The 12,352-nt window shown below is 70.6% G+C and carries 11 protein-coding genes; all 11 read left to right on the forward strand.

What is annotated here, in order from left to right:
- Positions 1-275 precede the first annotated feature (275 nt).
- Positions 276-614: an antibiotic biosynthesis monooxygenase gene (locus ACFZCP_RS30130; protein ID WP_391432810.1), complete on the forward strand. Its 339-nt coding sequence runs from the start codon at positions 276-278 to the stop codon at positions 612-614.
- On the forward strand, positions 611-1,498 hold the full coding sequence (locus ACFZCP_RS30135; RefSeq protein ID WP_391432813.1) for an NAD(P)-binding domain-containing protein: 888 nt from the start codon (positions 611-613) through the stop codon (positions 1,496-1,498). The genes ACFZCP_RS30130 and ACFZCP_RS30135 overlap by 4 nt, the downstream gene beginning before the upstream one ends.
- Positions 1,495-2,493, forward strand: coding sequence for an amidohydrolase family protein (locus ACFZCP_RS30140; protein WP_391432816.1), 999 nt, complete (start codon positions 1,495-1,497; stop codon positions 2,491-2,493). The genes ACFZCP_RS30135 and ACFZCP_RS30140 overlap by 4 nt, the downstream gene beginning before the upstream one ends.
- On the forward strand, positions 2,490-3,731 hold the full coding sequence (locus ACFZCP_RS30145) for a cytochrome P450 (RefSeq protein ID WP_391432819.1): 1,242 nt from the start codon (positions 2,490-2,492) through the stop codon (positions 3,729-3,731). The genes ACFZCP_RS30140 and ACFZCP_RS30145 overlap by 4 nt, the downstream gene beginning before the upstream one ends.
- 383 nt (positions 3,732-4,114) lie before the next feature.
- Positions 4,115-5,827, forward strand: coding sequence for a VanW family protein (locus ACFZCP_RS30150; RefSeq protein ID WP_391432822.1), 1,713 nt, complete (start codon positions 4,115-4,117; stop codon positions 5,825-5,827).
- A gap of 312 nt (positions 5,828-6,139) precedes the next feature.
- Positions 6,140-6,685, forward strand: a complete 546-nt coding sequence (locus ACFZCP_RS30155) for a kinase (RefSeq protein WP_391432825.1) — start codon at positions 6,140-6,142, stop codon at positions 6,683-6,685.
- A 37-nt stretch (positions 6,686-6,722) separates the two neighbouring features.
- The gene (locus ACFZCP_RS30160; RefSeq protein WP_391432828.1) at positions 6,723-7,061 is read left to right on the forward strand and encodes a nuclear transport factor 2 family protein; all 339 of its coding nucleotides are present in this window, start codon (positions 6,723-6,725) and stop codon (positions 7,059-7,061) included.
- Between the two features lie 440 nt (positions 7,062-7,501).
- Entirely contained in the window at positions 7,502-9,664 is a 2,163-nt protein-coding gene (locus ACFZCP_RS30165) for an FG-GAP-like repeat-containing protein (RefSeq protein ID WP_391432831.1), read from the forward strand.
- A 556-nt stretch (positions 9,665-10,220) separates the two neighbouring features.
- Positions 10,221-11,171 carry an SDR family NAD(P)-dependent oxidoreductase gene (locus tag ACFZCP_RS30170; RefSeq protein WP_391432834.1) on the forward strand — a complete coding sequence of 317 codons (951 nt, stop codon included), beginning with the start codon at positions 10,221-10,223 and terminating at the stop codon, positions 11,169-11,171.
- A 143-nt stretch (positions 11,172-11,314) separates the two neighbouring features.
- Positions 11,315-11,830 carry a GNAT family N-acetyltransferase gene (locus tag ACFZCP_RS30175; RefSeq protein WP_391432838.1) on the forward strand — a complete coding sequence of 172 codons (516 nt, stop codon included), beginning with the start codon at positions 11,315-11,317 and terminating at the stop codon, positions 11,828-11,830.
- Positions 11,831-12,083: 253 nt separating this feature from the next.
- A partial coding sequence (locus ACFZCP_RS30180; protein WP_391432841.1) for a VOC family protein occupies positions 12,084-12,352 on the forward strand: 269 nt, incomplete at its 3' end.

The raw sequence follows: 12,352 nt of genomic DNA on the forward strand, positions 1-12,352 counted from the left end.
CCGCGCGCGAGCGGCCTGCAACCGCGACGTGCCTGCCCCTCGTCCGGGCCCCTTCGTGCCCCTCGGATGCCGTTCCGGTTCACCCCCGTTCGGGTGCTGCCGTCCGCGCGCCGAGCCGACGGTACCCACCGCCTCGTCACTCACCCGAACAGAGCAACCACGGACCGTTGCCGCCTTGTCCCCGTTGGCCTGTGCCCCATTCGGAGTTGCGTCCGTCCGGGGGACATGAGTCGGTGGGAGTCGTGTCCTGCCGGATCTCACCTTCAGGAGGAGACATGGGCACGAAGAACAACGGCCGGTCGGCCGAAGGGCTGAGCGTCGTTTTCACCGTCCGAGTGATCGAGGGCGGCGAGCAGGGATTCCTGGAGCTGTACGACCAGCTCCGCAAGTCCGTGTCTCAGACCCCCGGCCATATCGTCGAGAGGCTGGGAGAACCCGTGGACGACTCCCGTCAGTGGGTCATCACCAGCGAGTGGCAGACGGCCGAGCACTTCTTCGCCTGGCAGCAGAGCGAGGAGCATCGTGCGCTGGTGGCTCCGCTGCGCCAGTGGGTCGACTCGACGCAGTCGCTGCGGTTCCGGGTCGTCAAGGAGACCAAGGGGGTGACGGCATGACACATGCGTCCCGCACCCCCGTCGCCGTACTCGGGCTCGGCGCGATGGGCAGCAGCCTCGCCACGCGTCTCCTCGACCGGGGAATACAGGTCCGGGTCTGGAACCGTACCCCGGAGCGGGCCGAACCGCTTGCTGCGGCAGGCGCCTTCGTCGTCCCCTGCCCCGCCGACGCCGTCGAGGGCACGAGCGCCGCCATCTGCGTCGTCGCCGACGGCGAAGCCCTCGGCTCCGTGCTGCGCGGGCCCGGCGGCGTGCTGGCCAAGGGCCCCTACCCCGGCGTCCTGATCTGCGCCAGCACCGTCTCCCCCGAAGAGGTCGTCCAGATCGCCGGGGACATTCCCTCGGTCCTGGACGTCGGCATGCTCGGCAACCGCGACCACGCCCGGGACGGCGAGCTGCGGCTCTTCGTCGGCGGTGAGGAGCAGGCGTTCAACGCCGGGCGCCCGCTGCTGGACATGCTGGGCAAGGAGGTCGTCCATCTGGGCGCACTCGGTTCGGGCATGCGGATGAAGCTGTGCCTCAACCTGCTGATGGGCATAGAGGTGCAGGCCCTGGCCGAGGTCACCCAACTGGCGGACGCCTGCGGACTGGACCGGCAGCTGGTCCTGAAGACCATCGCAGGCAGCGGTTTCGCCTCCCCGGTCATGGCGTTCAAGTCGAGGCGCCTGGGTTCCGGCCGCTTCGAAGAGCCGGACTTCCGGCTGCGGCTGATGGCGAAGGACCTCATGCTCGCTACCAAGCAGGCAGCGGCAGCCGGCCTGGATCTGCCACTGGCGAGCGCCGCGGCAGAGACCCACGTCCGTGCCACCGAGCAGGGACTGGGCGACCAGGACTGTGCCGCGGTCACCCGCGCACTCACACCGAACCCGGGAAGCGACACGTGATCATCGACATCCACGGGCATCTGTCCCCGCCGGAGGCGGCCAGACGTTTCCCCATGCCCCCGAGCCTGACCGACGTCGACGGCATGCTCGCCGCGCGCGCCGAGGCAGGGATCGACCTCACCATCATCGGCAGCCCCGTCGGCGCCGGAGCGATGGCGCGGGTACCGGGCGTGGACAACTACGCGCAACCACGGGACCGGTTGCGCAGTTTCCACGCCTGGATGTCGGGGCTGATCGCCAGGTTCCCGGACCGGTTGCGCGGCTATGTGTACGCCAACCCGTTCGGTGACGACGATCACCTGGAAGGGGTGCGGGAGACCCTGGAGGACCCGGCCTTCGTCGGCCTGATCACCACGTCCAGCGTCCACGGTGAGCTGCTCGGTGCCCCGCGCACCGACTCCTTCTTCGCTCTGGCCGCGGAGGCGGGGGTGCCGGTCCTGGTACACGCCCCGGCCGAACCGGTCGGCACGGAGCGGGTCGAGCAGATCGGCTTCGTCGAGCAGATCGGCCGGTTCGACGACGTCACCATGGGCATGGCCATGATCGCCTTCACGGGATGGCTGGACAAGTACCCGGATCTGCGGCTGATCGGCGCGACCGGCGGCGGCGCGATGGCGCTGCTGCCGGAGCGCCTGCAGACGGCCGCGCGCCCGAGGCACTGGGCCGGGGGCGCGCCGCCCCCCGGCTCACCCGGGGCGGCCGGCGCCCCGCCTGCGGCCGCCCCGCCGGCGACCACGGGGCCTGCGGTCGACCCGGCCGCGGCACTCCAGCGCATGTACGTCGACACGAGCCCGTCCAGTTCGGCGCATCTGAGTCTGAACGCGGAGGTGCTGGGGCCCGAGCGGATGCTGTTCGGCACCGACTCACCGCCCTTGGCCGTGCCGCTGGAGGAGCAGATCCGCATGATCGAGAAACTGCCGGTGGACAGGGCGTCGCAGCAGCTCATCCTCGGGGGTAACGCCGAGGCCCTCTTCGACCTCAGGAGTCGTCCGTGACCACCACGCAGGAGGCCGTCACGGCGGCCGAACGCTGCACCCCGGAGTTCCGGCGGGACCCTCACACGGTCTACGCCCATCTCCGCGACGCGGCCCCGGTCTGCCCCATGAGACCGCCGCACGGCAACGAGACGTACCTGATCACCCGGTACGACGACGCGCGGGCCGCCCTGGCGGATTCCCGGTTGAGCAAGGACATGTACGGGGCCATGGACGCCTACCGGAGGATCTTCGGTGACTCGTCCGTCGCGCTGGACGACAACATGCTCAACTCCGACGCACCCAAGCACACGCGACTGCGCAGGCTGGTCAACTCCGCGTTCACCCCACGGCGTGTGGAGGCGCTGCGGCCGAAGATCCAGGATGTCGTCCGGGGCCTCCTCGACGAGTGCCCGACCGGGGAGTCCTTCGACCTGCTGCCGGCCTTCGCGTTCCCGCTGCCGATCGTCGTGATCTGCGATCTGCTCGGTGTGCCGCCACAGGAGCGGTCACGGATGCAGGACCTGTCCTCCGCGGTGGCCCGGAGCGGCTTCGACGAGGAGGCCAAGCGGGCCCAGCAGAAGGCGGAGGAGGACCTGCACGCGTACTTCTCGGATCTCATCGCCGCCAAGCGGAGCCGTCCGGGTGACGATCTGCTGAGCGCGCTCACCGCGGTCCGGGACGACGACGGCGGGCTGACCGAGAACGAACTGGTCTCCACGGCGTTCCTGCTGATGTTCGCAGGCCACAAGACGACCGCGTACCTGATCGGCAACGCCGTGCATCACCTCCTGTCACATCCCGGGCAACTGCGCGCCGTGCGGGAGAACCGGGAGCTGATGCGTGCCGCGGTCGAGGAGCTGGTGCGCTACGACGGCTCGGTGGAGAGCGCGACGTTCCGCTACGCGACCGAGGACGTGGAGTACAGCGGGACGCGGATCCCCAAGGGCGCCCTGGTCCAGATCGCGATCAGTTCGGCCAACCGCGACCCGCTGAAGTTCGACGCCCCGGACGAGTTGAACGTGGTGCGTCCGGGCAACGCGCAGGACGCACATCTGGGGTTCGGGCACGGCAGCCACTACTGCCTCGGCGCCCCGCTGGCCCGGCTGGAGATGCAGCTGGCCCTCACCGGCCTGTTCGACCGGTTCCCGAGAGCGACCCTGGCTGATCCCCGCGGCGAAGCGCGGTGGCTGGAGGTTCCCTTCCCGGCCTTCCGTGGCCTCGCGGAACTTCCGGTCGTGCTCGATCCTGCCGGGTGACCGACGCGCAGGAGAGCGGATTCTCGCCTCGGGTGGCGTCCCGGCCCGCGCTGCGACTGTCCTCGGGGCCGTGCGTCCGAACCACCGGTCACTGTCCGGGGCGGCGTATGCGAGGCGACTGCGCGGCACTGCAGCGGCTCCGTCGGAGCCGGTGCAGTGCCGCGCTGCCTGCTCAGCGAGGGAGCCCGCGTGGGCAATGTCACGTCACGACGCCTTCGACCAGGACTGAGGCGGGAATCTGCGCTTTCCGGCCACCATGAAACGTTCGACGGGACATGGGGAGTGCGCGATCAATGCCCGATTACGGGTAGTTTGGCGTGCTTGCCCTGCCCGCGGCGTCACGTCATCGACGTGCACCGCCCCGTCGATCGTCTCGGAGCCCCATGCGCCCCCGCATACCCTCCATCCCGCGAACAGCCTCCGTTCCGCCCGTCGCCCTGGCCGGGGGCGCCCTTGCCGTCGGTGTCGGCGGCCTGTATCTGACCGGGCTGCTGCTCACGGGTGGGGAGATCGAGGCGGGTACGACCGTCCACGGCGTGGGCATCGGGGGCCTGAGCCCCGTGGACGCCGTCCGGAAGCTGGAAGAGCATCTGGCGCCGGCCGGCTCGCAGGCGCTGGCCGTGACGGTCGGTGAGCGCACAGGCACGATCGATCCGCGGCAGGCGGGGCTCCGCTTCGACGTCGAGCAGACCGTCGACCGGGCGACGCGTACCGGCTCCGACCCGATCAGTGGGGTCGGCGCCCTGTTCCGCTCGGACGGCGACGACATCGAGCCGGTCGTACACGTCGACGACAGGCGGACGCGCGCCGCTCTCGGGAAGCTGGCCCGATCTCTCGACCAGAAGGTCCGGGACGGCGCGGTCACCTTCGCGGGCGGCCAGGTCGGGCAGGTGACCCCGCGCCGCGGCTACGCGCTCGACGTGGACGCCGCGGTCGGCACGGTGCGCACCTCCTTCCTGCACGGCAAGGCCGACTCGGTCACCCCCCTGCCCACCCGCGAGACCAAGCCGAAGGTCACGGCGGCGGAGGTACGACGAGCGGTCCGCGAGTTCGCACAGCCGGCCATGTCGGCACCGGTCACCCTCACCGAAGGTGACAAGCGCGTCACGATCGGCCAGGCCGTCGTGGGCAAGCACCTCCAGATGCGACCGGACGGCAGTGGCAGGCTGACGCCGAGGCTCGACGGCAAGGGACTGCGCACCGAACCCGAGCTGGCCGGCCTCACCAGTGGCACCGAGAGCGCCGGCCTGCGGCTCGACGGCGACAACGTCGTCGTGGCCGATGACGGCAGGCCCGGCCAGGAGATCAGCGACAAGGCACTGAGCAAGGCCGTTCTGCCGCTGCTCACCAGGTCGGGCACCGCCGCCCGCACCGGCGAACTGCCCACGCGCAGGATCCAGCCCGAGGTCACCCGCGACAACACCGCGCAGCTGGGGCCGAAGGAGAAGTTGTCCTCGTTCACCGTCAACTTCGAGAAGGCCCCGTACCGCACCCAGAACATCGGCCGGGCCGCGCAGCTCATCAACGGCTCCGTGGTCAGGCCGGACGAGACGTGGAGCCTCAACCGGACCGTGGGCGAGCGCACCAAGGCCAACGGCTTCGTCGAGGGCGTCATCATCCTCGACAACGAGTTCACGAAGGCGTCCGGCGGCGGGGTCTCCACCGTGGCCACCACTGTCTACAACGCGGCGTTCTTCGCCGGGATGAAGTTGGTGGAGCACGGCGCCCACTCCTTCTACATCGAGCGCTACCCGGAGGGCCGTGAGGCGACGGTCGTCTGGAACCTCCTGGACCTGAAGTTCAAGAACGACTCCGGCAACGCCGTCTACATCCAGGCCGAGTCCACCGACACCTCCGTGACCGTCACCTTCCTCGGCACCAAGAAGTACGACGAGATCAAGTCGGTCACGGGGCCGCGCACCCACGTGCAGCAGCCGGTGAAGAAGGTGAGCACGGCCGAGCAGTGCGTGCCGCAGACACCGCTGGAAGGCTTCGACGTCACTGTGCAACGGGTCTTCTACAAAGACGGCCTGGAAGTCAAGCGGGAGCCGTACCGCACGCACTACGCCCCGCGCGACGAGATCACCTGCGCATGACCCGGATGGCACCGCCGACCGAGGGCTTCGGGCCTCGGGCTTCGGGCTTCGGGCTTCGGGCTTCGGGCTTCGGGCTTCGGGCTTCGGGCTTCGGGCTTCGGGCTCATGCGGCCAGGGCCGGAGCCGCGGCCCCGGTCCGCAGGACGTGCGGTGCACTCCGGATGGGGCGTCCCTCGCAGGGGGTCAGGACACCAGCAGCACGGCGTCCCACAGGGGCGGTGTGCCGGGCCGGTGGAGGGCGAGGGCCACTCCGGCGGCGCGATCCCGCGCGGTCGGCCTTGAGTGTCAGAGGGCCTCAGTATCGTTCCGATCGTGAGGGTAGGAACGGAAGAGACCCGCTTGGTCGTGCTGCGCGGCAACAGCGCCTCGGGAAAGTCGTCCGTCGCGGCGGGCCTGCGTGAGCAGTTCGGCCGCAACCTGGCCGTGGTCGGCCAGGACAACTTGCGCCGGGTCGTGCTGCGCGAGCACGACCGGCCCGGCGCAGCCAACATCGGCCTGATCGGGATGACGGCTCGCTACGCACTGGACGCCGGATTCCATACGGTCGTCGAGGGCATCCTGTACGCCGACCGTTACGGCACGATGATCGAAGACCTCGTTCGCACCCACCGGGGCACCTCTTTCTGCTACTACCTGGACGTCCCTTTTCAGGAAACCCTGATCCGGCATGCGACCAAGCCCGATCCGGCGTACCTGGCCCAGGTCACCGACCAGCAGCTGCGGGACTGGTACCGCGAGCGGGACCTACTGCCCAGCGGAATCGAGACCGTCATCGACGCCGGCAGCACCTTGGACGAGACCGTGGAGCGCATCATGCGCGAGACCGGCCTGGATCGGGTGCCGTCCATCGACCGCTGAAGGCCGACGGACAGCGCAGAGCCTCGATTGGGAGCGCATGCAGGCCGGGGACTGGGCCGGGTTGCGTGAGTTGCTGGCCGAGGACCTGGTGGTGGAGTGGCCGGTCAGCGGCGAACGGATCGTAGGGCCGGAGCACTACGTCCGCATCAACGCCGAGTACCCGCAGGGGTGGTCGATCCGGGTGCTGCGGGTCGTCGCCGAAGGCGAGCAGGTGGTCTCGGAGGTGGAGGTTCCGCACGAAACGATGGGGCCGCACCGGGTGGCGTCGTTCTGGACGGTGCGGGACGGAAGGGTCGTTGCCGGCCGGGAGTACTGGAGCGAGTTGGGCTCGGATCCGTCGCCGGAGTGGCGGGCCGGCCTGGTTCAGCCGTTGTGAGAAAGCCGGCGGACACCGGCGAGGCCGCTCGCGCCGGAGGCACGGACGCCGACCGAGCGACCGATGTTCGTACTGCGTGAGGTGTTCCAACCGGGCTGTGCCGAGATCTGCGAAGCCGTCGGCAAAAGCCCCGTCCCCGTGCGTCGGAGCGCTCACCGGCCCCCCGGCACACATCGCCGCACGCGGGGTGCCGTCTCCCCGCCCACCAACCGCGCCGTGCTTCGAGCCGGGCCAGCGGCAGCACAGGGGCGCTCAGCCGACTCGGCGGGGAGCCGTTCGGGCAGGTCACGCCACTGCCCCCCGGCCCGCACCTGGTACGGAATCTCCAGGGACGTCTCCCCCGCGCGACGATCTGCGTTGATATACGCTGCGCCTGACTTGTTTCGAACAGTTCGGCGAATCCGTGTGACCGGATACGCCCTGCCCGGGGGGGCATTCCCATGACTGCGCAGTCCCGCGCGGTGCTCGGCATCGCGCTCACTCCCGTCCTCGCTCTGGCGGCCGCAGCCCCGACCGCAGCCCACGCCGCGCCCGCGGCCACCGGCACCACGGCCATCGGCACCACCTCCACGGCCGTCGGCGGGACGCGTGCACCGGGCCCGTGGGGCACCCGCAGCCTGCACTCCCCGAACCCCGCCCCCGCCTCCGCCTCGGGCGGGCTCAACGCCCTGGTGTCGGCCGGCAACGGCGCCGTCGTCTCCCTCACCGGCGACGGGATCTCTCGTTCCACCCGGATCCGGCCCGCCGACAGCACCCGCTGGCTCGCCCCGCAGACCTGGCCCGACGCCGGCGGGTACAACACCGAGCTGGTCTCGCCGGGCGACGGCACGGTGCGCCTGGTGTGGCGGGCCCAGCGCGCCGACGACCACGACAACTACTGGCTGAAGGTGGCCACCCTCACGCCCGGTGCGACTGCGTTCTCCGAGCCCGAGTACGTCGCCGCGGTTCCCCAGAAGGGGTACCAGCACCTGGCGGCGGCCCCCGACGGCCGGCTGGTCGCCGTGTGGTCGGCCTCCGGCGTCGTGAAGGCCGCGGAGAAGAGCGGCCCGCAGGCCGCGTGGACCGCTCCGGCCGACCTCGACGAGCAACCGCCGTCCGGCAGCCGGGACATCTCCGACATGGACCTTGCCGTCGCCCACGACGGCACCGCCCTGCTGGTGTGGCAGTGGCAGGCGAGCAAGGCCGTCGTCGCCCTGGAGAAGGCCCCCGGCGCAACCACCTGGACCCCGGTCCAGGGCTTCCCGGTCCCGGGCGTGGACCTGGCACGCCCGAGGGTGTTCGCCGGTCCGCGGGGCGGCTTCGACGTGTTCTACGACGACATCGCGCATCTCATGCACACGCGCCGCGACGCCGGCGCCACGCAGTGGAGCACCCCGAGGTCCGCCGCCGACTACGGCAGCACCTCCGCGATGACGGCGCCCGTCTACCTGCCCAACGGCGACCTCTTCGTGGCCGGCGGGCCCGGGTATTCGACCGGCCCCTGGTACGCGGTGCGCTCGGCGGCCACCGGCGTCTGGCAGCCGTACACGCAGCCCTTCTCCGCGCACAAGAAGGTGCGCGCGGTCGGCGCGGCCGCCACCTCGGGCGGCACGGTCACGGTGACGTGGCGGGAGGGCTACTCGTACGAGGAGTACACGATGGCCGCCGTCTTCAAGGGCGGTACCTGGTCCGCCCCGCGGCGGCTGAGCGCGACGAGCGCCCAGTTCACGGGGGCGCCCGAGGTGGCCGCCGACGCGCTCGGCCGGCCCGTCGTGCTGTGGGACGAGTACAAGCGGACCGAGACGAACAGCACTGTCCTCGACGGCGTCTACCAGGCCACCACCACCAGCCGCGCGCTCCCCCGAGGGCGTGACTACACGGACGACGGCAAGGCCGACCTCTTCGGCCGGGACAGCACCGGTCTGAAGGTGTACGCGGGCGACGCGACGAAGCTGTCCGCGGGGCAGCGCGCGACCAGCTGGCCGACGGGCACACTGGTGCTGCCGTACGGTGACCTCGACGGCGACGGCTGCAACGACGTGTTCGTCCGTTACCCGAAGGGCGAGGCCCGCGTCTACCCGACGATCTGCGGCGGACTGCCCGACCAGCAGTCGTCCCACGTCACGGTCTCCTCTGACTGGAGCGGGTACGACACGGTCGTCTCGCCCGGCGACGTCACCGGCGACGGCCGGGCGGACCTGCTGACCCGGTCCGCCTCGACGGGGAAGCTCTACGTGTACGCGAACAACGGCGCGGGCGGCTTCAAAGCCCGCACGCTCGCCGGGTCCGGCTTCGACCGCTACAAGAAGCTGATCGCCGCCGGGGATCTCGACGGCGACGGCAAGAACGACCTGCTGGCCCTCGACGCGTCGAACGAGCTCTGGCGATTCAGCGGCGCCGGCACCGGTACGTTCAGGCCCCGGTCGCTGGTCTTCAAGGACTGGGGCACCTCCTACAAGGACGTCGTCGGCGGACTCGACCTGTCCGGGGACGGCCGGACCGACCTCATCTCGCTCGACAAGGACGGCCACGCCTGGCTGAACCGGGGCAACGGCCACGGCAGCTTCGGCAGCCGGACGCAGGTCGGCAAGTCCACCAACTGGTCGGGCATCCGCATCTCCTGACGACACGCAGCCAGGGGCCACAGGGGTCCCGGAGGCCGGCTCCCCACCCGGCTCCGGCGGCTCCGCCCGCACCGACCCGCCCCGCCCCGCCCCGCCCCGCCCCGGATGGGCAGGTGGACCGACCGGGCCCACCCACATACGCCGGCCCGGCCGCCGCATCCACGGCGTCCGGGCCGAGCACCCGCACCCGCGCACCCCGCACTAGTACGCCCGGCCGGTCAGCGCCCGGCAACGAAGCACGGGCTGCGGGGCGCGGGGCTGCCGGCTGCACGGTACGGGCGGTGCCTACCGGTCCGCGCGTACGCCCACACCGCCCACACCGCCCACACCGCCCACTGAGCAGCATGACCTCGGACCGCAGCCTTCCTGCACGCAGGAGTGGCCAGGCTTCTGTGGCAAGCCAGAGCCGTCGGTCGGTGGGATGTATGCATCACACCGCGGCGGTCGGTGATCCGTAGGCGATGTGTCGGTTCTCGCTGGAACCGTGGTTGACCAGCCGCTCCCTCGGGTGCGGCCGTGACCGTCTCATCGTTCCGGTGCAAGGGAGATTGTCCTCATGTTGCCAACGTCCTCCGTCCCGTCCTGGGACGTTCACCGGCTGCCGCGTGCCGAGGGGAGCGTCTTCCTGGTCACCGGCGGCAACGCGGGCATCGGGTACTTCGTCGCGGAGCAGCTTTCGGCGACCGGAGCCACCCTCGTACTGGGCAGCCGGGACCCGGCGAGAGCCGAAGCCGCCATGGCCTCGATCCGCTCGCGTGTACCCGGCGCGCAGGTGCGTGCCGTACGTCTGGACCTCGCCGACCTGTCGTCGCTCAGCACGGTGGTGGAGAACCTGGAGGTGAACGCACTCGATGCGGTGGTCCACAATGCCGGCGTCGCGCTGGACGACCCGCCCCGTCGCGAGACGGCGGACGGTCATGAGCTCATGTTCGGCACGAACCACCTCGGGCACTTCGCGCTGACTGGCCGGCTGATGCCGCTTCTGTCGGCCGCACCAGCAGCACGTGTCGTGACCGTCGGCAGCTTCGCGGCGAAGTCGGAACGGCTGGACCTGGACGACCTCCAGTCCCTACGGGACTACGACGCCAAACGCACGTACGGACGGTCAAAGCTGGCACAGATGCACCTCGGGCTCGAACTCGACCGCCGGCTGCGAAGCCTCGGCAGCTCGGTGGAGAGCGTGGTGGTCCATCCCGGCGGCGCCCTGGACTCCCTCACTCCGTCACGAGCGCCGGTCCATGCGCGAAGCGTCCGCGCGCGGCTGCGCGCGGCACCTGCCGCCCTGCTCGTCCAGGGCAAGCACGCCGGCGCATGGTCCGCGGTCCGGGCGGTGCTCGACCCGGCCGTGCGCGGAGGACAGCTGTGGGGACCACGCCTCTTCGGCCTGCGAGGCACCCCTCGACAAGAGGCGGTGTGGAGTCATCTCACCGACACCGCCACGGCGGCGAGGCTGTGGGACGCCAGCTGCGACCTGACCGACGTCGACCCCGGCAACCCGTGCAGCTAGGCCAAGCGGACAGATCCCGTACCGCCCGGACCTGGTCGATGGCTGTCCACCGGCACCGGTGCGGCCCTCAACGACCGACCACATCATCCGCCGGGGACAAAAACGCCGGCGCCGGAGGAGAACGGCACGGCATCGTCAGGCGCATGCACATTACCGAGTGCCGTACCGAGGATGTCGTCCTGCTCGACGAGCACCTGCCGTCGGGCAGTGCGACCTCGTTCCATGCCCGGCGCTTCGCTCGCCACACCGCGGGCAGCAGCACATACCTGGTGGCCTGGACGGACGGCTGTCCGGTGGGCAATGGCGAGGTCCGGTGGAACGGCTGCAACGCCCCAGAGGTCCGGGCCGTCTTCGCGGACTGCCCGGAGATCAACGGCCTGCATGTCGCCGAACCGCTGCGCGGCGCCGGGATCGGGACCGCGCTCATCCGCCATGCGGAACGACTCGCAGTCCAACGGAACACGCGCAAGATCGGACTGGGCGTTGACGACCACGGCAACCCCCGGGCGGCAAGGCTCTACGCCCGCTTGGGATACCAGCCGACAGTGCGCTACCTGGACCGCTGGTCCTACATCGATCAGGACGGCATCGCCCACCACGTCGAAGACCCCTGCATCTTCCTCGTCAAGGATCTCACCACAGGCACCCCCCGACGCTGACGGCCGACGCAGCCACGCTTCCTGACCCAACGCCAAGCCCGGCATCACGCAACCGACTTCACTGGCCGGCCTTTCGTCGGCGAGGGCGGTCTCGATCGCGCCCGTGGGGAAGCAGAGGGCGGCGCTGAAGGCTTCGCCGGGCGGGGCTGAGCGCTCCGGTCGGCGAGCTGCGCAACGCGGCTGGTGAGCGAATCGATCTCTGACGGGCGACGGTACCTGTGGATGTCGTTGCCGCATGCATAGGATCGCCGGCATGGCACTGCGACCTGTTCTGGTGAACATAAAGGCTCTTGATGACTCGGCAGTCGGCCGGTTCTGGGCGGAGGCGCTCGGCTGGAGCGTTTCCAGCCGGGAACCCGGCGAGACCAACGTGGGACGCGTCGGCTTCGATTGGCGGGACCCGGCCCGCGTATGCGTCGACGTCGTCGCCGTCCCGGAGCCCAAGACTGCGACGAAGAACCGTGTGCACCTCGATCTTGCCACCACCTCTGCGGCCCATCAGGCGGAGTTGGTCGCGCGCCT

Origin of the sequence: Streptomyces sp. NPDC007971 (assembly GCF_042958635.1) — a bacterium.
Lineage (GTDB): Bacteria > Actinomycetota > Actinomycetes > Streptomycetales > Streptomycetaceae > Streptomyces.